Origin of the sequence: Paenirhizobium cremeum (genome assembly GCF_022884085.1) — a bacterium.
GTDB lineage: Bacteria > Pseudomonadota > Alphaproteobacteria > Rhizobiales > Rhizobiaceae > Allorhizobium > Allorhizobium cremeum.
In genome coordinates, this window is sequence record NZ_JAGGCS010000015.1 from 23,786 (window position 1) to 48,376 (window position 24,591).

General features: G+C 62.1%; 27 protein-coding genes. 10 read left to right on the forward strand and 17 right to left on the reverse strand.

What is annotated here, in order from left to right:
- Positions 1-74: 74 nt before the first annotated feature.
- The 13 genes from cheT to J5N58_RS21735 all read right to left on the reverse strand — a co-directional run bounded on the left by cheT (position 75) and on the right by J5N58_RS21735 (position 12,022).
- Entirely contained in the window at positions 75-461 is a 387-nt protein-coding gene (gene cheT, locus J5N58_RS21675) for a chemotaxis protein CheT (protein ID WP_112831208.1), read from the reverse strand.
- Positions 462-475: 14 nt separating this feature from the next.
- A complete protein-coding gene (gene cheD, locus J5N58_RS21680) occupies positions 476-1,030 on the reverse strand; it encodes a chemoreceptor glutamine deamidase CheD (protein WP_112831209.1) in 555 nt (184 codons plus the stop codon).
- On the reverse strand, positions 1,027-1,416 hold the full coding sequence (locus J5N58_RS21685; RefSeq protein ID WP_099056621.1) for a response regulator: 390 nt from the start codon (positions 1,414-1,416) through the stop codon (positions 1,027-1,029). Before J5N58_RS21685 ends, cheD begins: the two co-directional genes overlap by 4 nt.
- Positions 1,416-2,465 carry a protein-glutamate O-methylesterase CheB gene (cheB, locus tag J5N58_RS21690; RefSeq protein ID WP_244713017.1) on the reverse strand — a complete coding sequence of 350 codons (1,050 nt, stop codon included), beginning with the start codon at positions 2,463-2,465 and terminating at the stop codon, positions 1,416-1,418. Before cheB ends, J5N58_RS21685 begins: the two co-directional genes overlap by 1 nt.
- Positions 2,465-3,370, reverse strand: coding sequence for a protein-glutamate O-methyltransferase CheR (gene cheR / locus J5N58_RS21695; RefSeq protein ID WP_112831211.1), 906 nt, complete (start codon positions 3,368-3,370; stop codon positions 2,465-2,467). Before cheR ends, cheB begins: the two co-directional genes overlap by 1 nt.
- Complete coding sequence (locus tag J5N58_RS21700; RefSeq protein ID WP_112831212.1) at positions 3,367-3,834, reverse strand: chemotaxis protein CheW; 468 nt, start codon at positions 3,832-3,834, stop codon at positions 3,367-3,369. The genes cheR and J5N58_RS21700 overlap by 4 nt, the downstream gene beginning before the upstream one ends.
- Positions 3,835-3,865: 31 nt before the next feature.
- On the reverse strand, positions 3,866-6,169 hold the full coding sequence (locus J5N58_RS21705; protein WP_244713020.1) for a chemotaxis protein CheA: 2,304 nt from the start codon (positions 6,167-6,169) through the stop codon (positions 3,866-3,868).
- Positions 6,170-6,185: 16 nt separating this feature from the next.
- Positions 6,186-6,551 carry a chemotaxis response regulator CheY1 gene (gene cheY1 / locus J5N58_RS21710; protein ID WP_099056616.1) on the reverse strand — a complete coding sequence of 122 codons (366 nt, stop codon included), beginning with the start codon at positions 6,549-6,551 and terminating at the stop codon, positions 6,186-6,188.
- A complete protein-coding gene (locus tag J5N58_RS21715) occupies positions 6,551-6,847 on the reverse strand; it encodes an STAS domain-containing protein (protein WP_112831214.1) in 297 nt (98 codons plus the stop codon). Before J5N58_RS21715 ends, cheY1 begins: the two co-directional genes overlap by 1 nt.
- Before the next feature lie 136 nt (positions 6,848-6,983).
- The gene (locus tag J5N58_RS21720) at positions 6,984-8,639 is read right to left on the reverse strand and encodes a globin-coupled sensor protein (protein WP_425314482.1); all 1,656 of its coding nucleotides are present in this window, start codon (positions 8,637-8,639) and stop codon (positions 6,984-6,986) included.
- Positions 8,640-8,991: 352 nt separating this feature from the next.
- Positions 8,992-9,801, reverse strand: a complete 810-nt coding sequence (locus tag J5N58_RS21725) for an inositol monophosphatase family protein (RefSeq protein WP_113340476.1) — start codon at positions 9,799-9,801, stop codon at positions 8,992-8,994.
- 137 nt (positions 9,802-9,938) lie between these two features.
- Entirely contained in the window at positions 9,939-11,318 is a 1,380-nt protein-coding gene (locus J5N58_RS21730) for a sensor histidine kinase (protein ID WP_113443846.1), read from the reverse strand.
- Positions 11,318-12,022, reverse strand: coding sequence for a response regulator (locus J5N58_RS21735; protein WP_112831217.1), 705 nt, complete (start codon positions 12,020-12,022; stop codon positions 11,318-11,320). The genes J5N58_RS21730 and J5N58_RS21735 overlap by 1 nt, the downstream gene beginning before the upstream one ends.
- Positions 12,023-12,235: 213 nt before the next feature.
- Between J5N58_RS21735 and J5N58_RS21740 the strand changes: the two genes are divergently transcribed.
- The 8 genes from J5N58_RS21740 (at position 12,236) to J5N58_RS21775 (ending at position 17,941) form a co-directional block, all read left to right on the forward strand.
- On the forward strand, positions 12,236-12,544 hold the full coding sequence (locus tag J5N58_RS21740; RefSeq protein ID WP_113443847.1) for a hypothetical protein: 309 nt from the start codon (positions 12,236-12,238) through the stop codon (positions 12,542-12,544).
- 95 nt (positions 12,545-12,639) lie between these two features.
- A complete protein-coding gene (locus tag J5N58_RS21745; protein WP_244713022.1) occupies positions 12,640-13,536 on the forward strand; it encodes a sterol desaturase family protein in 897 nt (298 codons plus the stop codon).
- Position 13,537: 1 nt separating this feature from the next.
- Positions 13,538-14,038, forward strand: coding sequence for an SH3 domain-containing protein (locus J5N58_RS21750; protein ID WP_112831220.1), 501 nt, complete (start codon positions 13,538-13,540; stop codon positions 14,036-14,038).
- Between the two features lie 30 nt (positions 14,039-14,068).
- Positions 14,069-14,344, forward strand: a complete 276-nt coding sequence (locus J5N58_RS21755) for a cysteine rich repeat-containing protein (protein ID WP_112831221.1) — start codon at positions 14,069-14,071, stop codon at positions 14,342-14,344.
- Positions 14,344-15,639: an efflux RND transporter periplasmic adaptor subunit gene (locus tag J5N58_RS21760; protein ID WP_244713024.1), complete on the forward strand. Its 1,296-nt coding sequence runs from the start codon at positions 14,344-14,346 to the stop codon at positions 15,637-15,639. The genes J5N58_RS21755 and J5N58_RS21760 overlap by 1 nt, the downstream gene beginning before the upstream one ends.
- Entirely contained in the window at positions 15,636-16,793 is a 1,158-nt protein-coding gene (locus J5N58_RS21765; RefSeq protein WP_113425351.1) for an ABC transporter permease, read from the forward strand. Before J5N58_RS21760 ends, J5N58_RS21765 begins: the two co-directional genes overlap by 4 nt.
- Complete coding sequence (locus J5N58_RS21770) at positions 16,790-17,494, forward strand: ABC transporter ATP-binding protein (protein ID WP_113340471.1); 705 nt, start codon at positions 16,790-16,792, stop codon at positions 17,492-17,494. Before J5N58_RS21765 ends, J5N58_RS21770 begins: the two co-directional genes overlap by 4 nt.
- Before the next feature lie 156 nt (positions 17,495-17,650).
- Positions 17,651-17,941, forward strand: coding sequence for a hypothetical protein (locus J5N58_RS21775; protein ID WP_112831225.1), 291 nt, complete (start codon positions 17,651-17,653; stop codon positions 17,939-17,941).
- Here J5N58_RS21775 and J5N58_RS21780 read toward each other — a convergent pair.
- Positions 17,936-19,627: a sensor histidine kinase gene (locus J5N58_RS21780; RefSeq protein WP_113425350.1), complete on the reverse strand. Its 1,692-nt coding sequence runs from the start codon at positions 19,625-19,627 to the stop codon at positions 17,936-17,938. The genes J5N58_RS21775 and J5N58_RS21780 overlap by 6 nt on opposite strands.
- A 265-nt stretch (positions 19,628-19,892) precedes the next feature.
- Between J5N58_RS21780 and J5N58_RS21785 the strand changes: the two genes are divergently transcribed.
- Entirely contained in the window at positions 19,893-20,174 is a 282-nt protein-coding gene (locus J5N58_RS21785; protein ID WP_113425349.1) for a BON domain-containing protein, read from the forward strand.
- 10 nt (positions 20,175-20,184) lie between these two features.
- Here J5N58_RS21785 and J5N58_RS21790 read toward each other — a convergent pair whose 3' ends face one another.
- Positions 20,185-20,373 (reverse strand): hypothetical protein, encoded by a 189-nt coding sequence (locus J5N58_RS21790; RefSeq protein ID WP_244713026.1) that lies wholly within the window; start codon positions 20,371-20,373, stop codon positions 20,185-20,187.
- A 160-nt stretch (positions 20,374-20,533) separates the two neighbouring features.
- Complete coding sequence (locus J5N58_RS21795) at positions 20,534-21,646, reverse strand: polysaccharide deacetylase family protein (RefSeq protein WP_244713038.1); 1,113 nt, start codon at positions 21,644-21,646, stop codon at positions 20,534-20,536.
- Positions 21,647-21,883: 237 nt separating this feature from the next.
- Between J5N58_RS21795 and J5N58_RS21800 the strand changes: the two genes are divergently transcribed.
- Positions 21,884-22,837 carry a glycosyltransferase family 2 protein gene (locus J5N58_RS21800; RefSeq protein WP_244713040.1) on the forward strand — a complete coding sequence of 318 codons (954 nt, stop codon included), beginning with the start codon at positions 21,884-21,886 and terminating at the stop codon, positions 22,835-22,837.
- Positions 22,838-22,845: 8 nt separating this feature from the next.
- On the opposite strand, the gene J5N58_RS21805 is transcribed toward J5N58_RS21800, so the two are convergent.
- On the reverse strand, positions 22,846-24,447 hold the full coding sequence (locus J5N58_RS21805; RefSeq protein ID WP_162758840.1) for a GumC family protein: 1,602 nt from the start codon (positions 24,445-24,447) through the stop codon (positions 22,846-22,848).
- Positions 24,448-24,591: the final 144 nt, after the last annotated feature.

Here is a 24,591-nt window from a genome sequence, read left to right on the forward strand (position 1 = left end):
TTCGTGTTTCGGGAAAATACCGGCCGATTTTCAGCGATGCTGCCGGAGCAAAGACGGTTCAGGACGAACCGCCCTCAGAAGAAATCGAAATCGCCTGCAGCCTTGCTGAGCGGCTGGGAGTGGCCATGGCGCAGACCTGCGCCGAGCGCCTTCTGCATATCGGCAAGCTTAACGAGGCTGAGCGCGGTGCTCATGTCCACCATCCATGAGGTCGGGATCGTCCCGGTGATGGTGTCGATGAATTCAGCGAGGCCGCGGGTCTTCTGTACCGCCAGGTCGATACCCTGCAGCACCTTCAGGCTATCGGGCGATTCGAGAACCTTCACACCGCCCAGTTCCAGCAGTTGCGGCTCGATACGTTCGATCAGATAGGCGACGTCGTGAAGCTCCGAGACCACCCGCATGAGGATCTCGGGCAAAGCTTCTTCCGTTGCAGCATCCGTCTTGTTTTCGTGTAGCATCCGGTTTCCAGTACTTAAAAGAATTCGATTGAGCTTTCCACCGGCTTCGAAACAGGAACAGGGCGCTGCTCGAGGGCCACCGTCTTCTGCGTTTCTGCGCCCGTGAGCGGATACTGTCTTGCCCGGCCGCTGACCGGCCAGTATTCCAGTTTGCGGCCGTGCTCTCCGCCCGTCGACGAGCCGACCACCTTGATGCCTTCGTCCCTCAGGAACTGCATTGCGAATGCAGCATTCTGCTCGCCCACGTTCGAAAACGTGGCTATGGTCTTGGCGCCGCCGAAGATCTTGGCTTCGAGACGATCGCGCCTCGCGCCCTGCTTCAGCAAACCGTTGATCAGGAGCTCCATGAGATGAACGCCATAACGCGTCGCATCCCCGCCCCCGGCACCAGGAGTGGCAGAACCCGGCAGCAGGAAATGATTCATTCCTCCCACGCCGGCCACGGGATCACGCATGCAGGCAGCAACGCACGACCCGAGAATGGTCGACAGGACGACATTCGGGTCGTTGATGACCTTGAACTCACCCTGGATAATGTGCACGCGCTTGCCTGCATTCTCCTCGATCATTTCAATGCTCCGAATACCGCTTCGATGGCGGCCTTCATCTTCTCGATGGTGAAGGGCTTCGCGAGCACGTTGTTGGCGCCGAGCTGGGCGGCCTTCTGCACGAGTGCACGGTCGCCCTGGGCGGTCAGGATGATGAACGCCGCCTTCTTGGTCGTCGGGTTGGTGCGTACGGCCTGGAGGAAGTTGAGGCCGTCCATCTTCGGCATGTTGAAGTCGGAGATGACAAGATGATGGGGCTGCTGCTCCATGATCTTCATGCCCTGCTCGCCATCACCGGCTGCGGTGATCTGCTTGAAACCAAGCTGGGTCAGGGCATCGCTGAGCAACAGGCGACTGGTCACCTGGTCGTCGACGATCAGTACTTTTATCTTTTCGGCTAGAGACATTATTCGATACCTTCTTTTCGGGCGGCAGTGAGTTTGAGGATTTCCTCCCCAATGGAACCAAGGGGCAATTGCTGTTCGACGGCGCCCAGTTCATGGGCGACGCGGGGCATCCCGTAGACCACGCAGGTCTTCTCGTTCTGACCGATCGTGCGCGCACCGGCGTGGCGCATTTTCAGCAGACCGGAAGCGCCGTCGCGCCCCATCCCGGTCAGGATAACCCCAACCGCATTTCGGCCCGCCAGCTCGGCAACCGAATCAAACAGCACGTCTACCGACGGGCGATGACCATTGACCGGCGGGCGCTCGAGCAGCCGGCAGCAAGGGGCCGAAGCGTTGACCACCTGAAGATGGCGGTCGCCCCCCGGCGCCAGATAGATCTTTCCGATTTCGAGCCTTGCCCCATCCGTCGCCTCCTCCACGACAGGCGCGCAGAGACGATTCAGTCGCTCGGCGAAACTTTTCGTAAACGTCGGCGGCATGTGCTGGGTGATGACCGTCGGCGGGCAATTGCGCGGGAATTTCTGCAATACCGTAATCAGCGCCTCAACCCCGCCGGTCGACGAACCGATCGCAACGATCTTGCGGCCGACGCGGAAATCCGTGGCGGGGGCTGCAGCGGTCGACGCCGGCGCCGTCGTTGCCCGGGCATAGCGCAGTCCGGAACGGGCGGCTGCCTTCACCTTGTCGGCCAGATCGCCGAAGGGACGGGTCTCTCCCGGTCCGGGCTTTCCGACGCAATCGAAGGCACCGATCTCAAGCGCGGCCAGGGTCGCCTCCGCGCCGCGATGCGTCATCGTCGAGACCATGATGACCGGCATGGGTCGCAGCTTCATGATCTTGTCGAGGAATTCGAGGCCGTTCATGTTCGGCATCTCGATGTCGAGAGTAACGACATCGGGATTGAGCTGCTTGATGGCGGCGCGCGCCTCCAGGGCATCGCCAGCCTGACCGACGACGCTCACTTCCGGATCGGAATTCAGCACGGCGGTAATCAGACCACGCATGGTCGGGCTGTCATCGACGACGAGGACTCTTGCCGGATTGCCCATTATTTGCGCCCTCCTGCCTTGCCCGTGTAGCGATAGGTGGTGATACCGATGTTGTCGAAGCTGTTCTTCGCCTCGCCCGACACGCGCTCGGAATGACCGATATAGAGATGGCCGCCTTCCGGCAGCAGACCGGCGAAGCGCGACCAGATGCGCATCTGGGTCGGCTCGTCGAAATAGATCACCACGTTGCGGCAGAAGATGACGTCGAACTGGCCCTTGAACGGCCACTGCGACATGAGATTCAGCTCGTTGAAGGTAATCAGGCGCTTGACCCGGTCATCGATCTGGAACTTGCGACGACCGTTGATGTCGACCTCGCGGAACCACTGCTTGCGCATGGCCGGGCTGACCGTTTCCAATGCGGTTTCGTCGTAACAGCCGGCCTTGGCGAGCGCCAGGATCTTGGGGTCGATGTCGGTCGCCAGGATCTTGAAATCGTAATCCGCCGCATTGGGCAGCAGCGACAGCACGGTCAGCGCGATCGAATAAGGCTCCTGCCCGTCCGAACAGGCCGCCGACCAGATACGAACCCGGCCACCAGCTCTGGCGCGGTTGACAAGATCCGGCAGCACATCGGTGCGCAGATGGTCGAAGTGGTGGTTCTCGCGGAAGAACCGGGTGAAGTTCGTCGTCAGATGCGACAGCATCTCGCGGCGCTCGGCGGCGCCTTCCGGCGATGCCACGAGATTGCAGTAGGCTCGGAAGCCGGAAAGGCCGAGATTGCGGATATGCTTCGACAGCCGCGAATAGACGAGCGACGCCTTGGAATCGTTGAGCGAAATCCCCGCATCCGAATAGATCATAGCGGCAATCTCGTTCAGATCACGCCGGGTCAGCGGATACTCGCCGCTTGCGAGTACCTCGTCATCCGAGAGACGGGCGGAAGAACCGACGGCAACCGTCATGCGGCCTCACTTTCAGTGTCAACGATGAGGGCACCGAGTTCGACCAGACAGATCATGCGCCTGTCGATCGCCAGGATGCCACGGGCATACTGCTTTTCGAGGTCGGAAGAGACTTCCGGCGTCGGCTGGATCTGCTCGTCGGTGACGGTCAGAATGTCGGAAACGGCATCGACCAGCAGGCCGACGATCTTCGAGTGCACCTGGGCAACGATGATGACATGGCGAGCCGTCGGCTCGGCCGGCTTCATGCCAAGCCTGCTGGACAGATCCATGATGGGCAAGACCGCGCCACGCAGGTTAATCACGCCCATAATATAGGACGGGGTATGGGGTAGCGGCGTCGCGGGCGTCCAGCCGCGAATCTCACGCACCGACATGATGTTCACGCAGAATTCCTGATCGCCGATGCGGAAGGCGATGAGCTCCCGGCTTCCCTGGATCAAGTTCTTTGCCGCATACGACATGACGCTACCCCGATACTCCCTTCAACCGTCCTTAGACCGCCAACGACATTTCCTGCTTCAGCGACTGGCCGCGCGAGGCCGCCACCACCGCATCGACGTCGAGAATGAGCGCGACACGGCCGTCACCGAGGATGGTCGCCGCCGCGATGCCCGGCACGTGGGTGTAGTTTGCCTCGAGGCTCTTGATAACCACCTGGCGCTGCCCCTGGATCGCATCGACCATGAGGGCCCGCTGGCCGCCGCCTTCGGATTCGACCAGCAGAGCCACGCCATCGATCGGATTGGCCTGGATTGCGCGGAAATTCAGGATGCGGCCGACATCGACGAGCGGGCAGAACGAATTGCGGATCGAAATGAGCCGCTGATTGGCGCCGAAGGAATGGATGTTTTGAGCTTCCGGCTGCAACGTCTCGACGATTGCGGTGAGAGGCACCACCAACGTCTGGCCGGCGACGGTCACCACCATGCCGTCGAGGACGGCGAGAGTGAGCGGCAGGCTCATCGTGAAGGTCGAACCGTGGCCGGGCTTCGAGCTGATCGAGATGCGGCCACCGAGCGCCTGGATCGAACGCTTGACCACGTCCATGCCCACGCCGCGGCCGGAGATGTCGGAGATCTTGTCCGCCGTGGAGAAGCCCGGCATGAAGATCAGGTTGTCGATTTCCTCGTCGGTCAGGTTCGCATCGGCGGCGATCAGGTCGTTGTCGATGGCCTTTTGGCGAACGCGTTCGCGGTTGATGCCTGCACCGTCGTCAACCAGCTCGATGACGATGCGGCCCGAACGATGCTTGGCCGTCAGCTTGACCGTACCTTCGGGGTTCTTGCCGGCGGCGACACGCTTTTCGGGCGTTTCGATACCATGGTCGACGGCGTTGCGGATCATGTGGGTCAGCGGCTCGGCGAGCTTGTCGATGACCGTCTTGTCCACTTCGGTGTTTTCACCCTCGGTAACGAGGCGGATCGACTTGCCGACCATGTCGGCGACTTCGCGAACGATACGCGACATGCGCTGGAAGACGGGCTTCACCGGCTGCGCGCGGATCGCCATGACCGAGTCCTGGATCTCGCGGGTGAGCTGCTGCAGCTCTTCGAGGCCCATGTTGATCGAGGAGGCGCCGTTGTTGTCGTTCTCAATAACGCTCTGAGACAGCATCGCCTGGTTGATGACGAGCTCGCCGACGAGGTTGATAAGGCGATCGACGCGGTCGAGGTCGACGCGGATCGTCTGTCCTGCGGCATTGTTCTGGGCGTTCTGTGCGGCGGCTGCGGCTGCGGCCGCAGCGGCGGCAGGCGTTTCCTTCTTTTCGGCCTTGGCCCCGCCGGCGGCAAGCTTCATCACGTTGCTTGCCGTTTCGGCCGCCTCGACGGCAGCCGAGACCACGGCACCGGCGTCGGCCTGTTGTTCTTCCGCGCTCTCGCGCGCCTCGGCGGCATCGTCGAGGATGGAGAGATCGAACGGGACCGGAACCATCGGCGGTTCTTCTCCGGTGGCAGCGCCCGTGTCGGCCTCATGCAGCTTGACCTCGAGATCGCAATCCCATTCGGCGAATTCGAAGACCTGCCGGATGCCCTCCTCGCCCTTGTCCGTCTTGATCTGGATTTTCCAGGAAAAGTACGCGGCTTCCGGATCCATATCGTCGAGGGACGGCAAGTCGTCCATCGCGCAATGGATGCTCATCTCCCCGATGCGGGAGAGATCGCGCAGCAGCAGTGCAGCTTCGTTGCCCTTGGAATAGAGTTCGCGACGCGGCTTGAAGGTGACATCGAAGGTGGAAGCCACGATCGCGGGCTCTTCCTCTTCGCCGAAGCCGTCGAAGGTAAAGGGGATCGGCTGGAAGCCGCTGTCGTCCGTGGGAGCGGCAGCGGGGGCGGCCGGCGCAGCAGCAGCCTTGGGGGCGGCTTTCGCCGCGGGCTTGGGGGCTGCAGCCGCCGGAGCGGAGGCGACCGGTACTTCGCCGTTCGCCAGGGCTTCCAGTTCCTTGACGAGGCCGCTCGAACGGGCGGCATCGACGCTGCCGCCGTCGCGGGAGGCGCTGACCAGGTCGGCCAGGACGTCGGCCGACTTGAGCATGACCTTCATGACTTCCGGGCCGGGCTCCAGCTTGTTGGAACGAACGCAATCAAGAGTCGTTTCAAAGACGTGCGCGAAGGACACGAGGTCGTCCAGACCGAATGCGCCCGCACCGCCCTTGATCGAGTGAACGGCACGGAACACGGCGTTTACCGTCTCCGGGTCGCGATCCCCGTCATTCATTTTCAGAAGACCGGATTCCAGTTCCGCGAGTTGCTCCTCGCATTCCTGGAAAAAGATCTCTTTGATTTCGTTCATATCCATAGGAGAAAATCCCGGCTTAGGCGGTTACACGCTCGATGGCATCGATCAGTTTGGTCGGATCGAAAGGCTTGACGATCCAGCCGGTCGCGCCCGCCTGACGAGCGCGGTTCTTCTTTTCCGCGTCGCTTTCCGTGGTGAGAACCAGAATCGGAACGGCACGGTATTTCTCGTTGCGGCGAACGCCTTCGATAAAGCCGAAGCCATCGAGACGCGGCATGTTGATATCGGTGACGATCACGTCGGGATTGGCTTCCTCGAGAACCTCGAGGCCTTCCACGCCGTCTTCGGCCTGGATGGTTTCAAAGCCTGCATTGTTGAGGGTCACCAGCAGCATGTTTCGGATGGTTCTGGAGTCATCCACGGTGAGTACTTTTTTCTTCATTACCGGCTCTCCTTAGCGAGCAGATGATCAATGTTCACGCCAATCAGTTGAAGTGTCTTGGTGAAGGCGTCGGAGACCTTCACGAACGAGAAGGGCTGCTTGTCGGCCTCCCATGCCTTTGCACCGGCCATGAGGATCTGCACGCACTGCGCACCGACACGCTCGACGCCCGAAGCATCGATCGCCAGCGCACCGCCACGCAGGGACATCAGGTTATCCCGAAGGCCGGAGGCTTCGTTCAGATCCAGCACCGCGGACAGTTTCAGACTCTTCTGTTCGCCTTTCTTGCTTGCCATCAGTTCTTTCCTTGTCTTACGAGCCGCCGGACATCATGGGATTGCCTGCCGCGCGACGATGCGTTCTTCCGTCGCTCCGCAGGTCGCATAGCCCGCCCGATATTTCCTGTGTACCCGAAGGTGGTAAACAATCCCCTCAACCTCCGAGCCCTGCGATCCCGATCGGGAAATCAAAACCGTCGTCGAACGTCAGTTCCTCCGGAACGGCGGCAAGCGGCCGCTGCGTTTCCGCAGTACTGGCGGATGTCGCCGACCCGGCGATCTGGATCTCGGGGCGAGCGGCCTTCGGCGCCCTGCCCTTTCGCTCGATATGGAATTCGCGGATCGTGCGGCCGAGTTCGAGGATGACGGTGTGCAGCCGATCCGTGCCCTCACAGGAGCGGCGCGCGCGCTCGGCATTTTCAGCAGCTTCCGTGCCAAGGGCGGAAACCGCGCCGGCGACTGTCTCCAGACCCGTCGCCTGGCTCGCGGTTTCGCGGGCGATATCCGATACGACGCCGCTGATGCCGCCAACCTGGCTGACGATGGCGCCGATCGCCTCCTGGGTACGCGCAACCATGTCGACACCCGCTTCGACCTGGGCCTTGGTGGTGGCGACAAGGGTCTTGATCTCGCGCGCGGCATCCGCCGAGCGTTGGGCGAGAGCACGAACTTCCTGTGCGACGACGGCAAAGCCACGTCCGCTGTCACCGGCGCGCGCAGCCTCGATCCCTGCATTGAGCGCGAGAAGATTGGTCTGGAATGCGATGTCGTCGATGGCACCGATGATATGGCCGATCTGTTCCGCCGAAGCCTCGATGTCGGACATGGCCGAAATCGCCTGACCGGCAACATTGCCGCTCGCCTCAACCGAGTTGCGGGTAAGCGCGACGCTCTCTTCCGCGGCCTTCGTCTTATCGGCATTTTCGCGAACACCAGCCGTCAGCGCATCCAGAACACGGGCGGTATCCGCCAGTCTTTCCGACTGATTGCCGGCCCGGCCGGAAAAATCCCCGGCTGACGAGGCGAATTCGGACGCCGACATCTCGGCCAGACGCGCCTTTTCCTCGGAGACCAGAAAGGCCTGTTGCAACTGGTCGAGCGCGGCGTTCATCCGGCCGGCGAGGCCCGCCTGGACTTCCGGAACACCCTCGGGAATACGAACGGTCAGGTCCCGCTCGGCAAGGGCGTCGATGACGGGTGCAAAGACTTCCTCGAAGGCTGCACGATCCTTCTCGCGCTGGGCGGCAAGTTCCCGATGATGCCTGATGCGCAGTTCGTTGAAGCGCAGCGAAACGGCAATCTCGACATCGACCATCACCAGCCGGACGATGGCGCCGACCAGATCTGCAATGTCACGGGCCTTCTTGCGGCCGGCGGGTAAAAGGCTGCGTCCGGCGAGATCCTGCATAACCGCGCCGAGCAGATGCTCCAGCACGACGCCGTGGCCGGCGACATGCCAGCGCGGATCAAGACCCATGCGGCTTTCGGTATCGGAGAGCACCTTGACCCGTTCGGCATAAAGGGCATCGAAGCGGGCGTCGGTGAGTACCTCCCAGTGGGAGGCAAGCAGGTCGTGCAGCCGCTCGAACTGCCGCTCGCTGGCGAAGTTGCGAGCCGCATCAGGAAAGGTCTGAAGACGCTGGAAAAGATCGCGAAGCCCCATCTTGAGGCTGGGTTCGAGCACATGGCGGTGCTGGCGGAGAAGATCGCAGAGACTGTCGTCGAGGCCGGCAAAACGCAGCCGGTCGCGCAGGCTGCCTGCCTGTGTACCTGCCGGCCGATCTGACGGCGAAACCTGCCCCACTGCCATCCCCGTTGCGGGCCGCCCGCAAGGGCCGGCCAGTTCATTTCCGGGTCTGTCATCGAATGTGCTGATACGCGTTTCAGCGGCATCGGAAGATGCGGCAGACGGTATCGCTTTCAGCGAAGGCTTACCCCGGACGTGTCTCAATGCTTTTCATACCGGACCGAAACCGGTACGACGGGATGGCGTCATGCCCGACGGAAACGCCCCTGGTGGGAGTCCCTCTCCGACGTGTCCTTCAATCTTTATGGTTAATTCCTTGCCCGAAGGTTAATAAATCCCTTAACGCAGCGTCATTTCTAATCTTTTTTGCACTGCAAAAGACGTTGGAAGCGCCCGGCACGTGCCGCACGTCATTTCAGAGGGATGCGCGACTGGCGGCAAGCTCGATCAGCGCCTCCAACTCACCCCGCATCTGCGGAGCGGAAGCGACCACCTTCGCACCTGCCATCAGACCGTTCGATCCGGGGAAATCCGCCGTCCAGCCGCCTGCCTCGCGGATCAGACAAAGCGCGGCAAGGCAGTCCCATGCATTGATATGCGGTTCGTAGTAACCGGCAAGGCGACCGCAGGCGACATGAGTCAACATCAATGCGCCCGATCCGCTGCGGATAAACATGCCACCGGCCTCCAGCAACACTTCGACAAAACAGCTGACGGAGCGGGCGGGGATGCGGACATTCGCGCCAAGACCAAGCAATGCGTTGGCGATCGTCGCCCTCGCATCGACCTTGATCGGCTTGCCGTTGAGGAAGGCGCCCGCTCCCTTTCGGGCGGTAAAGAACTCATCGACCGTCGGCTGGCAGACGAAACCGGCAACGGTCTCGTCACCTTTCATCAGCGCCACGGAAACGCACCACTCCCGGTAACCATGCAGGAAACAACTCGTACCGTCTATGGGGTCGACCACCCAGCGGTAGCCGCTCCTGCCGTCGGTCAGGCCGGTTTCCTCGCCGAGAAATCCGTCATCGGGAAAAGCGGCGGCTATACGACTGCGGATCAGGTCCTCGACCTCGCGGTCGGCAATGCTGACGACGTCCTGGCCGCTCTTCTTCTCCTCGACCTGCAGCGCTTCCAGATTGCGGAAATGGGCGAGCGCCAGTTCTCCCGCCTCCAACGTCAAGGCATGGGCAAAGTCGTAGCGTGCATCGTCTTCGGTCGTGTGCATCGGGATCAGCCTTCTCGTTGCGGCTTCATGGCGTAACGCCTGGAACCATCTTTCCTTCCCGGGCTGAATAGGACGCCTTCTTGACGACTGGATGATAACCAACGGGGAAAACGACAGCCCGCCGGGTCAAGCCGCGCCTAACTGCGGAAAGACGAACGCGAATGTCCCGCAGTGAAGAGCGGCAGGCGAACCGTGAAGCGCGCCCCTCCGCCTTCGGCTTCGCCGACGCCGATCTGCCCGCCCTGGGCTTCCACAAGCGTACGCACGACGGCAAGGCCAAGTCCTGCTCCGCCCGTCTTGCGGGCTCGCGATGGTTCCAGCCGGACGAAAGGTTCAAACAAAACTTCCCGTTCGGCAGCGGGAATGCCCGGACCGTTATCGTCCACGATCAGAGAAACGAAGGCGCCATCGACATCGAGGGAGACACGGGCGAGGCCTCCATATTTCACGGCATTGTCGACGAGATTGGACACGATGCGGCGCAGGGCGAGCCTGTCTCCGAGGACGAGTGCATCACGAGCTGCAGGGGAAATTCGCAAGCTGCCGCGGGGCGCGGTTCCGGCGCCATCCTGCACTTCCGCCTCGATGATCGGCGCGATTTCCAGCAGTTCTTCATCGAGACCGCCGGCTCCGGCGCGGCCGGCCAGAAGCGCATTGTCGAGCAGCGCGATCATGTCGGCGATATCGGCTATGGCCCGTTCGCGCTCGGCATCGTCGGGTATCTGCTCCGCCCTCAGCCGCAGGCGGGTAGCGAAACTGCGCACGTCGTGCTGCACACCGCCGATCAGCGCGAAGCGTGCCCGGATCATCGCATGCAGGCGCGTCTGCAACCGCTCGAAGGCGTGAATGAGCGAACGGGTCTCGGGTGCAACAAAGCGGACATCCGGAATCGGCACCGGTTCGGATGCCGGATCGATGCGATCCACGGCAGCAGCCAGTCGACGCAGGGGACGCAGTTCGTGATTGAGCAGGACGAAGGCTCCCAACGCAACGAGGGTCCCGACTAGACCGGCTCCCAGGCCTGCCGGCAGGCCGAAGACAGCAACAAGGAAAGGCGTCCGCGTCTGGATGACAAGGACTTCCGACCCCTTCAGGGCGATGGCAAACTCCACCGGATTGCCCGGCCCGCCGAAAAACCGCGGTAAAGGCGAGCGTTCGCCGCTTCGAGACAGGCGCGTTATGGCTAGAAGATCCTCGCCGAGTGCCTGCCTGTAGGGCGCAAACCGAGGTTCGGACAAAACGTCGTCTTCAAGCCCCGCCTGCGAACCCGCGAGATCCGGCTCGACATGAACGGTCAGTATGGCGGAATTCAATGCCTGCAGAACGAGAGGCAACTCTTCGGGTCCGGCCCCCCGAACCATGCGGGCAATGGCGGAGATCTGGCCGGCAGAAGGAAGACTTGCTGCCGATTTCAAGCCATTGGACAGGTAGAAGGACGACAGAAGCGCCAGCCACATCAGCAGCAGGGCTATTCCGGCAATCGCGACGAGGCGGACGGAAAGACCGATGCGCAACATCACGGCACCTGCCGGACCTGCGCCGTCAGCAGGTAGCCGTTGTTGCGAACGGTGGTGATGAGGCCCGATGCCGGGCTTACGGCCTCCAGCTTCTTGCGCAGGCGCGATACAAGTATGTCCACCGTCCTGTCGAAGGGATCGGCAGTGCGGCCATGGGTCCAGTCTAGGATCTGGTCACGCGACAGCACGCGGCGCGGTCGCGACACGAAACATGCGAGCAAATCGAACTCGCTGCTGGTAAGCGCCACCACTTCCCCGTCGTCGTTTGCAAGAATGCGGGCATCGAGGTCGACGAGAAAGCGGTCGAAGGCGAAGCGGCGGGATGGCGCGACACGCGGCTGCTGGCTTGCGCGGCGCAGAAGGGCACGCACCCGGGCCACCAATTCACGCGGGCCGAAGGGCTTGGCGAGATAGTCGTCAGCACCGATCTCGAGCCCCACCACCCGGTCGGTCTCGTCACCCTTGGCGGTCAGCATCAGGATCGGCGTGTTTTCCTGCGCCCGGATGCGACGGCAGATGCTGAGCCCGTCCTCCCCCGGAAGCATCAGATCGAGCACGATGAGATCGACCGGCGTCCGGCGCATCACGAGATCGAGTTCCTTCGCATCTTCCGCCTGCTCGGTCTCATAGCCTTCGCGGCGCAGAATGTCTCCCACCAGGCGGCGGATGTCGGTGTCGTCGTCGACGATAAGGATGGTCTGCATGTCGTCATGTCCCTGGAAAACGCTCCAAACATGAGGCGAAGACCGTTTGCAATCAAGCGCTTCGAGGCGGCCGATACAAATTGCAACAAAGCGGCGACAAAGCGAAACAACTCGCAACACGCAGACAATACAGCGGATACACGACGGCTTCAGGATCGGCATCGTCATCACAGAATGATGAAAGTAAACCACATCTCGACACGAGGACAGCCCATGATGAAGCAAGTCACGACCGCCCTGTTGGCAGCAATAGTGACGATCGCTGCGGTTTCGGAGGCCAACGCCTGGACCCGCAATCGCACGACCACGACCTGGCGCGGAACCTCCTCGCTCAGCGCCAGCGGCAGTTGCGCCAACAATTCCTGCTCTCGTTCCGTGACGCGCACCGGCCCCTACGGCAATACGGCCACGCGCAGCGGCTCTGTTGCCTGTGACCCGGCCAGCCATTCCTGCACCGGTTCACGCACCACGACAGGCCCGTATGGCGGCACCATCAATCGCAGCGGCCAGGTGACGTGGTGACTCCTCACTGACGCCCGCGATGCCCGGCGGCGGGTCTATTCTCCAGCCCCCTGCGCCTGCCGCCGGGTTCCATTTCACCGACCGAGGTCGTTTAGATGATTTCCGCCCTGACCGACATGGCCCCGCGCGGCATGATCGCCGTGCTCGCCTGCAGCTTCATGCTCATGGAATACCTGCTCGGCCGTCTGTCGCATCATGACAGCCACGATGCCGCCGACACCGCCGCTTCGTTCGGCGTGGCGATCGGCCATGGGCTAATCCGCGGGATGGAAGCGGGTTTCGTCGCCGTTCCCTTTGCGCTGCTATACCAGTACCGTCTCTTCGACATCGACGCCCGCAAGCCGCTTGGCTTTGCCGCGCTCTTCATCGGAACCGAGTTTCTCTACTACTGGCAGCATCGCGCCGCGCATCATATCCGCTGGCTCTGGGCGACCCATGCCGTCCACCATTCCGCACGGCGCATGAACCTCACCTCCTCCATTCGCATCGGCTGGACGGGATCGATCTCGGGCAATTTCCTGTTCTTCCTGCCGCTCGCGCTCGTCGGCTTTCATCCGTTGGCGATCGCCGGCATGCTGGCTGCCAACCTGTTCTACCAGTTCTTCATTCATACCGAACTGGTACCGACACTTGGACCGCTGGAATGGATGCTGAACACGCCCGCCCATCATCGTGTGCATCACGCCTCGAACGAATCCTGCCTCGACAAAAATTTCGGCGGAATGCTCATCGTCTTCGATCGGCTGTTCGGAACCTTCGCCGCCGCACGGCCGGATGAAATCCTGCGCTACGGGCTGCGCGGTCGCGAGACCTCCCACAATCCGCTGGTCATCGCCTTCACAGAATGGCTTTCGCTGATCGAGGACGCGCTGGCAGCCCCGACCATCGCCGGCAAGCTGAAGGTCCTGTTCGGCCCAGTGCGCGCCGCGCCTCCGTCGCCGGTCCCACCGAAATCGTCCGCTTCCGTTCCTACGCAGTCACCAGGAGAATGACATGAAACTCAAGGCTTTTTTCTTATCCCTTGCCTTCATCCCGCTGGCGGCCGCGGCCCATGCGGCAACGGCGTCGGTTGCCACCGCCAACGTCAACCTGCGCGCAGGTCCCGGCACGGCCTATCCGGTCGTTCGCGTTGTACCCGCAGGCAGCCCCGTCGCGACATTCGGCTGCCTTGCCGGTTACACATGGTGTGACATTGGCTATGCCGGCGCACGCGGCTGGGTCTCGGCCAGCTACATCACCGTGACCTATGGCGGAACCAAAGTGGTCGTGACGCCGGTCATAGCGCCTCGCGTCGCCATCCCCGTCATCACCTATTCGGAGGTCTACTGGCACACGCATTATCACGCCTATCCCTGGTATCGCCGCGGACCCGCCTACTATCGCCCTCCCGTCGTGCGGCCACGCGGCCCATGCTGGGACGGCTGCTCGGTAAACCGATCCGTCACCGGACCGCGCGGCAACACCCGCTCCGGCAGCATCATCTTCAATCCATAACCACCATTTGCAGCAACGAAAGGAAAAGACATGACCCTTCCCTTCCACCGCATTCTGCAAGTCGCCTCCGCGGGCGCTTTTCTCAGCGGCGTCCTCCTGGCTTTCGGAGCGTCGGCCCAGACACAGGTGACGCCTGAAATGCGCGCCAAGGCGTACAAGGTCGCCCGCGTCTGCAAGCCGGACATCCAGCAATACTGCAAGGGTATCGAATATGGCGGCGGCAGGATCGCCATGTGCCTGAAGGAGCATGAAACCTCTCTCAGCGACTCATGCCGAACGGCCCTCACCGAAGTCAGCATGCAGTAATGGCCAGCATTCCCGACATAAAGCTGCGGCGAAGCGAGGTTGAGCCCGTGCCCGGAAAGCCCGAGCACGCGACAAGGGGAGAGGCGCCGCCGGCCGGCTCCCCGGCACCGACCTCGCTCACCCCACGCCGCCCTCCGTCCCGGCCCTCCCGGCCGGGGCGGAGGCTGCTGCTCGCCGGACTGGCGATGATACTGCTTGGCGGTGTCTTTCTCTCCTATCGCTATGGCGTGACACATTCCACGGAGATCGTGACAGCGGCATCCGGACCGCTCGAACTGACGCTGAAAGGTCCCGGCACGTTTTCCGCCCTCGACAGCGTCAATGTGAGCAGCCGCATCCAGGGTCTGCTGGTCGCCGTCCATGTCGAACGCAACGACATGGTGCACAAAGGCGAGTTGATCGCCGAGATCGCGTCCGATGATCTGGAAAGCCAGCTTGCCTCGGCGGAGGCCTCGGTCGATGCCGCGCGCCGCGCAATCGAAGTTTCCCGGTCGCAACTCAGCCAGTCGGAAACAGCACTGCAGAATGCCCGCAAATCGTTCGACCGCCAGGAAGCGCTGATCCGGGCGGGGACAACGACGCAGGCGAGCTATGACGGCGCCCTTGCCACCTTCCGGCAGGCGCAGGCCGATGTCACACGCGCCAATGCCGTGATCGCCCAAGCGGAAGCGGACCTGCGGGCAGCCGAGGCCAATGTCCGCCTGAACCAGGCCAAGCTTGCGGAAACGCGGATCATCGCCCCGTTCGACGGCATCGTCACCGTTCGCCAGCAGAATGCCGGCGACATGACTACGCCGGGGGCGCCGATCGTCACACTCGTCGATCCCGGGACTATCGTGGTCACCGCTCGTTTCGACGAGAATGCCATCCAGTTGGTGAAGCCGGGCCAGAAGGCACGGATCGGCTTTTCCACCGGAACGGAACCGGCGCTGCCGGCGACGGTCTATCGCCTGTCTCGCGAAGTCGACGAGGAAACGCGTGAATTCACCGTGGACATCAAGCCGGAGAGCCTGCCGGATGCCTGGGCGATCGGTCGGCGGGGGACGGCGGTGGTGACAACCGGCGTGCTTTCCGACGTCATCTCGCTGCCCCCCTCCACCATTGTCTGGGACGCGGGCTTTCCCGGCGTCTGGCGTATCGAGAGCGGCAGGGCGAAATTCGCCCGCGTGACGCTCGGCGGCGCCTCGGAAGACCGCATCGAAATTCTCTCCGGGCTCACGGCCGGAGACGAGGTCGTAAGCAGCCCGCACGCGGTCTATCGCGGCATGCGCATCAGTCCGAAGGGTCATTCATGAACCTCGCCCTCAAAGATATCCGTTTCAACCTGCTGCGCTTCCTGATGACAATCTTCGGCGTCGGCTTCCTGGTCACCGCCTCGATCGGCATGATCGGCCTTTACCGGGGCATCGTTGCCGACGCCCTGCTGGTGATCGACGGGATCGGCGCAGACCTCTGGATCGTACAGGGCGGGCGGGACGGCCCGTTCGCAGAAGCGTCGAGCGTCTCATCGACCATGGACCGCCGCGTGGCCGGCGTCGCGGGCATTGGTTCCGTCCGCCGCTTTGTCCAATACAGCCAGCAATTCTCCGCAAACGGCAAAGCCCTTCGGGCAGCCATCACCGGCCTGGACTTCCCCGATGACAAGGGCGACTGGCTGCGTTACTCGGCGGGACGGCCATTGTCGTCGGCTCACTATGAAATCGTGGCGGACGAAAGTACCGGGCTCTTGCTGGGCCAGACGGTCCGGCTTGGCAGGGACGATTACCACGTCGTCGGCTTGACCCACGGCATGGTGGATGCGAGCGGCGACGGCCTGCTTTTCGTCACCGTCGCCGACGCCATGGATATCGCGGCGGAAAGAACAAGCGAGGAAATCCTGCTTTCCCGTGCAGCGAATGCCGGAGCAGTCACAACGGCCGACGACCCGTTGCGCAAGGACGGCAAGATCGCAGCCGTGATGGCGAGCTTGCAGCCGAACGCCGACATCGAGGCCGTGCGCAAGGCCATCCTCGGCTGGGGCGACGTCAATGTGCTGAGCCGGGCGGAGCAGCGGGACCTGCTGCTCAACCAGCGGCTCTGGCGGCTTCGGGTGCAGATCCTCGCCTTCACCGCGGTCCTGCTGGTCGTCATGGCGCTGGTGATCTCGATGATTATCTACACGCTGACGATCGAGAAACTGCATCAGATCGCCATGCTGAAGCTGATCGGCGCCCGCAACCGGGTAATCGTATCGATGATCGCCGACCAGGCCTTCGCCATCGGTATCGGCGGCTTCGCCTTCGGACTTGGCATGGCGCATGTGATCTTTCCCGCCTTTCCCCGGACCGTGGTCATGGCCCCGGCCGATCTGGCGCTGCTCTTTGCGGCCGTGGCGGTGATCTGCGGTTCGGCGGGCCTTTTCGGCATTTCCCGGGCTATGAAAGTCCGTGCGCAGGAGGTGCTCTCGTGACACCGCCGGTCCTGAGCGTCAGGAATGCGACCCGCATCTACCAGAGCGGCGACACGGAGGTTAGGGCACTGGACGGCGTGTCACTCGATATCGCGCCAGGCGAGGTGGTCGGCATTCTCGGCCCGAGCGGCTCCGGCAAGAGCACCCTGCTGCTCATTGCCGGCCTTCTGGAGCCGCCGAGCCAGGGCGAGGTTCGGATCAATGGCGCACTCGTTTCGCATCCGGATGCACAACTCGACCAGTTGCGCAATTTTCGCCGCGGCAACATCGGCTTTGTCTTCCAGAAAGCCAATCTCATTCCCTTTCTGTCGGCTGTGGAGAACGTTGCGCTGGCGCTCGAAATAGACGACGTTCCGGCACGGGCAGCCCATCTTCATTCGACCCGACTGCTTGCCGCGCTCGATCTCGGTCACCGCGTCGATAACCTCCCGTCCCGGCTTTCGGGCGGCGAGCAACAGCGTGTGGCGATTGCCCGGGCAATCGCCAACGAACCGGCACTGCTTCTCGCCGACGAACCGACCGCTGCCCTCGACAGCGTACGCGGGCGACAGGTGATCTCGCTTTTCCGCCGCATCGCAGACGAACGGGGCGCCGGCGTGGCGGTCGTGACCCATGATCCCCGTTCGCTCGACCTGTTCGACCGGACAGTGGAACTTGCCGACGGCCGGATCGTCGGCGAGGAGTGCCGACCGGCGCGATAGAACTTCCGACCCGATCTCCCTTTCCGACGGACTGGAGTCCTGCTCCGGAAAGGAGCACTCTTGTCACCGGCCCGATTCCGACTTGAAACTTTTGGCGCCTCCGCCCGTTGCCCTTCGGCCTTCATTGCGGGCGGCAACGGGAATGGAGATGGAACGATGGCAGAACTGGTACATCAGGCGATCGAAGGCAGATTGAACGCCCACCGGGAAATTCTGGTGTCGCTATTGGCGGCGGCGATGATGGCGCCCGAGGCGCTGACGGAAATGGTCCGCTCACTGGAGCAGGAGGTGCTGACGCGCGATGGCGCCGAGGACCCCGGCCTCACGCCATCGGCCGGCTATGCGTCAGGCGCGGAAAAGAGCGAGGAAATACGCGAGATCCTTATCACAGCCCGGGAACGGGCCGCAGCGCTGGCGCGGATGAGGGCCCAGAGCGGCCCGTCATGATCCCGAATGGTCGGACAGGCCGCGCTTGCTTTGAAAGGCAGCAAACGGCGCCGTCAGCGTCCACCGCAATCCCTTCTCATCGAAATCAATCGTCACCTTGCCGCCGAAGGCCGATGCCGCATGACGCTCGATGACCGTCGTGCCGAAACCGCGACGCGATGGGCGGACGACTGGCGGACCGCCGCTTTCACTCCATCGGAACCGCAAGCCGACCTCTTCGTTTTCATCCGCAAATCGTTCCCATTGAACGACGATATGTCCTTCGGGGACGGAGAGTGCACCATATTTCACCGAGTTGGTGGCAAGCTCGTGAAAGACCAGACCGAGATTCTGGACCGCGTTGGCGTTGGCCAGGAAGTCCTCGCCGCGCAATTCTATCCGTGCGCTGTCGCCCGTTACCGTGGCCAGTTGCAGCTTGATGACCGTTGCGATGGGGATACCGCCCCATTCCTGCTTCGCCAACGCCTCGATCGACTGGGCGAGGCCGGCCAGCCGGCTGCTTACCGCCTTCTGGAATTCCTCGACGTTATCGGTGTTGCGGGCGAGTTGGCGCATCATCGCCTGAACAAGCGAGAGGATGTTCTTCGTCCGGTGAACCAGTTCCTGCAGGATGAAGTGAACACGCTCCTCGGCCTGCGCCCGATCGAAAGAAGCATTGGAGAGGGCGATCGAAACCTGGTTCGCCTCCTTCACCTTGGTGATCTCCGGCGAGACGATCTCGCCATGACCGATGCGTTCCGCCATGCGGGCGATCTGGCGGATGGAGCGGCGAAGCTGCTGGCCGGCAATCAGCACGATGCCGAGACTGATCCCCAGGAGTACGACGCTGCCCATGATGAGCTGGCGCCATGTACTGACGATGGAAGTCTGCGCCGCCGAAACCGGGCCCCAGACGGCCACCCGCCACGACCATTCACCGACACGCGCATAGCCCAGCATCGTCCTTGCTTCGCCTTCCCTGAGGACGGCGCTCGAATTGCTCCCGGTCATCAGCCTCAACATCGGTTCCGGGAACGGCTGTGCCGAAGGAATGTTGTCCGGCCCGCTGGAGACGATCACCTTGCCGTCCGCATCCAGCAAGGCGGCGGACCAGCCGTTCGGCAGGCCGTCCGTCGCTGTCATGCTGGCGAGATCGCCGGCATTCTGCGTCAGAACGATCACATCGGCGATTGCCGAGAGCTCGGCCGGCAGCGGCATGGTGACGTTGAAGACCCACTGTTTGGCCGTGGCGCCAAAGAAAATGCCGGAAACCAGCGGATGACCGGCTGCGATAGCCGAGCGGACCGCCTCGACATTCGAAGTCTTGGCCAGCGGAGTACCGTAGGGCACCCGGGTATTGAGCTTTTGAGCACCATCGGCATTGACGAGCAAGACGTAGAGCGATCCCACGCCCAGGCTGTCGGAAGTGCGGGCATGAAATGCGGCCAGGTCTCCCGCCCTCAGTTCAGACGCTCTTGAGAGCAGCCGAAGGGTGGTCGCCATGTCCTCGAGCTTGCGCTCGAAATTGCCGGCGATGGTCTGCGCATCGAGGGCGACTTCGCGCTTCAGCGCGTTGTATTCGTTGCGCTCCAGTTCGGTCAGCAGGAAAACCACAAATGCCAGCAGCGGCACCGTGGACAACACGGCCATGGCAACCAGATAAACACTCAGCGAAGCTGTGGGAAAAAGCCTGGAAAGCCTGTTCATCGTTTCGGCAAAGCCATGCTGAAACCGCGGAACAGACCACGCCGCTTAACGCATATCATAACGCCTCCCGCCACTGACGCCAACCATGCAGTGATAACGCACGTTCCCCGTGCTGCCAACCGCCACAAATATGGGGCAGGAACAAAGCCTCCATCTCGGGCGTTGGACCTTTGGAAAAATACAAAAGCCCTGACCAAACATCGGAAAAGACCGCGAAATTCATCTGGAGACTTGCCGGAAGCGACAGGGCGAAAGGGAGGCAGACATGGTATTCAAACCCCCGAAATTCCACGAGCAAGAGCCGGAAATCGAAAGCGAGAACCCGAATCACGAGCGATTGGAAAGCGCTGTCGCGAATGCGCTCGCCACGGCCTACGGCATTGACGCAAGCGATGTCAGCGTTACCGCAAAGGGCGGCCAGGTCTCCCTCAGCGGCAACGTTCTCTGGCCGGCCGAAGTGGACCGCGCGGTCGAAATAGCAATGGCTGTCCCAGGCGTAGAAAAGGTTCACGTCGATTTGAATGTTGCAGAGAGCATCACGCGATGAGACTCGGGCTTCAATGGGCAATACCGACTTCTTCCAGCCTCGGATCGGCCTCGTTTTCATCGGCGACCCGGTGCATCCGCCCCTTTAGATCCTGTCGGCGCAGGACGAAATCGCGGCTTGCCGAAGCCGCATCGGCCGCCTGTTGAAGCGCTGCCTCGACGGCCATGTGATAGCAGGGATAAGCGGGGGGATTGCACACCTTTGCTCACGAAGACCCATCCCGCCTGATGGGGAACGATATCGCAGAATATTTCGGACATTTGGTTTCCTCCCGGTCGCCCAAACGCGGGAGAGAGCCAAAGGTTCCCCTTTTGATGGTTTTTTCGATCGCCGGGGCCATCCCAAAGGAGATTGCGCGCCTAGCGCAAACCCGCCACCGGATCGGCAAAATGCGTGACCAGCGCCCGGCGCATGCCGTTCAATCGGCTCCCCATCTGGGCCGGCGTCATGTAGGCGAACCCCGCGTCCTCGCGCGGCAGCAGAGAAGGTGTGGCAAGATGAGCGGGAAAAAGCTGGCCGGAACGCGTGGTAAATCCGGTCGCGAACCCCGCAGCCAGGACATAGGCGGCTTCCCGTTCGCCACAGGCGCCTTCCGTTCCGTAAGGATAGGCGAAATGGCGGACCTCCCCCCCCAGAAGACTTTCCAGATAGACCTTGTTGTCGGCTATGTCCTTATAGGCCGCAGCATCGTCCAGGCCGGCAAGAAATGTGTGTGAGGTGGTATGCCCGCCGATAGTGACGAGCGGATGGGTGGCGAAGTCCTTCAACTCGCGTTCATCCATGGCAACTTCGGCGACCAGTTCGGGAAGCGACAGCCCGTGACGATCGAAGGTCGGCTTTAGTGCCTCCGCCCGGACGCGATCGGTGCCGATCCACAGCGTGATCTGGCGCAGAGCCGCATTCCTGGACGGGGCATCGGCGAGGCGAAAGCGGCGCGCCATCGGCTCTATCTCCACCTCGTCATGGCGCCGCAAAAGCGCGCGCAGCCCGAGCCACCAGGCATAGACCTCGCGCGTCACCATGCCGGTGGGCACGAACATGGTCATCGGCGCGCCGAATTCTTCCAGGATGGGCAGCGCCCTGATGCGATTGTCGCGATAACCATCGTCAAAGGTCAGGACAGCGAATTCCTTTGCCTGCGGATCGGCAAGGCGCGCCAAAGCTTCGTCCGGTGTGACGATATCCCGGCCTTCCGATTTCAACGCCGCAAGAACTCTCCGGAGTTGTTCCGGGCTGCACCCCATGCGCAAATTGCCTTCGACATCGTCGTGGATTTCATGAAACATCAGCACGAGGCCGCGCCCGCGGTAACGCGCGGCCAGGCGGTCTCCGACTGCCGAGGCGCCGAGCGCTTCCTCGAGGCCGGACTTCAACTTCACCTTCAAAGCCGTGGAAACCTTGGCCGGAACACGAGCGGGGTCTTCCAGAAGCTCGCCGGCGAAGCGGCGCAGGTTTCGGACAAAATAGGACATTCGCTCGGCCTTCGAACAGAGCTGCAAGAATTCGACAGGTCGGGACACTAGCCGAAGCAATGTTGAAATTTCGTGAGGAAAGCCTGAACTTTTCCTTTGCTGCACTGCGAGCGGCGGCATTCGTGGAGAAGCTTTGTTGCGACCTTGCAAGAAGTCGAACATATCATTCATAAAATCGAAATATACACGGCTGCATTAGTGGGACAGAGCAGAAAGGAATCAGGCGGAACGCTCTCCATGACCGACCATCCGACGGTTTCCGTCGTCATTCCCACCTACAATACGCGGGATTGCGTCCGCACGGCGATCGATAGCGCGCTCCGGCAACAGGGCGTGCCGGTGGAGGTCGTAGTGGTCGACGACGCTTCATCCGACGGTACGGCCGACTTCGTGTGCGAAGCCTACGGTCAGGATGAGCGCGTGCGGGTGATCCGTTGCGAGAAGAACGGCGGCCCATCAGCAGCGCGTAATATCGGGTTCAAGGCGGCGCGCGGCGCATGGATCGGATTGCTCGATTCCGACGACTGGTGGAAACCCAACCGTCTGGAACGTCTGCTTGCCCATGCGGGCGAGGCCGATTTCATTGCCGACAACATCATGGGCTACGACGTCGCCGCCGGCATCGAGACCGGTCCGATCTATGAAAAGATCGAGGATCGCCGTCTGCAGCTCATCGACTTCGTTCTGCCGAGCGCACCCGACACCCATGATTTCGGATATCTGCAACCGCTGATCCGCAGGCAGTTCCTCGTCGACCACGGCCTATGCTACCGCGAAAACGTTCGCGTCGGCGAGGACCTGATCCTCAACCTGGAATTCATGGCCCATGGCGGCCGGGCGATGTTCATCGACGAAGCGCTCTATGTCTATGCCACACCCGTCGGCCTCGTCAGCCGAGCGGCCTCCCCCTATTCGCGCAGCACCGCCGATACCGAACCCCTGATCCACGCGCTTGCGGAACTCTGGCAACGGATCAGGAAAGAGCTTTCGCCGGAAGAAAACAGCGGCTTTGCCAAACGCATCGCCGTGCTGCAACGCGAGGCGGCCATCGCTGCTTTTCACAGGGCCAGGGTCAAGCGGGAATTTGCCAAGATGGCCAAGCTCTTCGCCAACGAGCCGCTCGTCCGCAAGCGGATCTTCGAGCGGATCGGCCAGAACCTGCTGCCGCAGGCCCTGCGCTCGAAAGGCTGACGCGACGATCAGACCGAACGGCGCCTGATCCGGACATAGAGGGCGTATGCCACCGCCGCCATGACACCCAGCCCGAAGCCGAGAACACCGCCGCCGAACACGCCGGCGATGAGCAGTGCCTTGCGGCTCGGGCCATCCGGCGCCTGCGGCGGGACGGCCTGGGCGACGATGCGCACATTGCTTTCGTAAAGGCTCTTTTGGGCGGAAGTCTCCTCGCTGCGCTTCAGCACCGCCTCGTAGATGTCACGCGCCGCCTTCGCCTTTCGTTCCAGTTCGCTGAGTTCGATGAGGGCACTCGAATTGGTGGCCTGGGAAGCTTTCTGGACGTTCATCTCCTTGACGAGGTCCGCCTCCTCCTTCTGGGCGGATTGATAGGCGTTGCGCGCTGCGACGACCATGCGTTCGAGTTCGGAACGGATCTGCCGCTTGACATCTTCGAGCGATGCCTTGGCCGCCTGCAATTGCGGATGCCGCGGCCCCAGTCGTTCCGTCAGGCTGCTGACATTGGCGGAGAGGCTCGCATACTGGTTCCTGAGGTCTGCGAGCGTCCTCGAACTGCCGGTTTCGCTTCCGGTATCGCCGATCAGGACGTTGTTGATATCGAGCTTCGATACCGTATCGAGCTGGGCCTTCGCGGTGATGCTCTTGTGCTGCGCCGAAACCAGCAGATCGTCGAGAGACTGGAGACGCTTGTCCGCAATCAGATCGCCACCGACAGCATAGAGATCGTTCTTCGATGTATAGTCGCGAACCTCGGCCTCCGCAGCTATGACGGCTTGCCGGAGATCCGTCAGACGGCTGACAAGCCCGGCATTGACGCTGCCATAGCTGTTTTCGGCGTTCAGCCGGGTGTCGTTGAGATAGGCTGCGACCAGGGCATTGGCGATTTCCGCTGATTTGCCGGGCGCATTGGTCTTCACCTTGATCTGGAAGATGTAGGTGCCTTCCTGACGGGAGACCTCAACATGCTTCTGCAGGTTGGCGACGACCGTATTCATGTCTGCCGCCGCATCTCCGGAGGGCCTGCCCACGAATTCCGGATCCGTCGCAAGTTTCAGATTTTTCGCGACATTTTCCAGCACGGTTGAGGAGGTGATGATGCGCGTCTGGCTGTCGATGGTGGCATTCAGCACCTCCGGCGACGTCGACTTCTCGCCGTCCACGAGTTCGATGGCCAGTTTCTGCGGATCGAAATAAAGGGTGACCGCAGCACTGTAGTTCTTCGAAACCAGGGTTGTCATGGCGGCGCCGACAAGGCCGCAGACCACCGCACCGGCGAGAATGGCATTGCGCCGCTTCCAGGCTGCGGCAAGGACAAATTGGAGGTCGACGACGAGCGGACCGGTTTCGGCTGCGGTCTCAGGCTCCACGAACCCGGCGGCCATTCGCGGTCCATGTGCATTTGCAAGCGCCTTCGGCGCTTTGCGCGCAGCGGCGTCATCCTGCGCCTGGAAACCGGCGCGCTCCTTCGCAATCCGACCGCTGCCTTCCGCGCTCCGGCGCGTATCGGGCCTGGTTTCAGCGGACTGCGCCTTTTCTCCGGGCGTAGCCAGATAACGGCGCAGGCTGACATTCACCCCGCCATCCGAATGCGCGGAACGATCGATCATGTGCCGATATTCGGTTCTGGGGCCGGCCATACTCTCAGGTCACACTCTTCATCGAACTGGTTGCGTTCAGTCGCGCGGGAACACGTCCTGCAGGCTGCCCCCACGAGACGTCCGTTTCTCGATAAATCATGAAACTTTATGGTT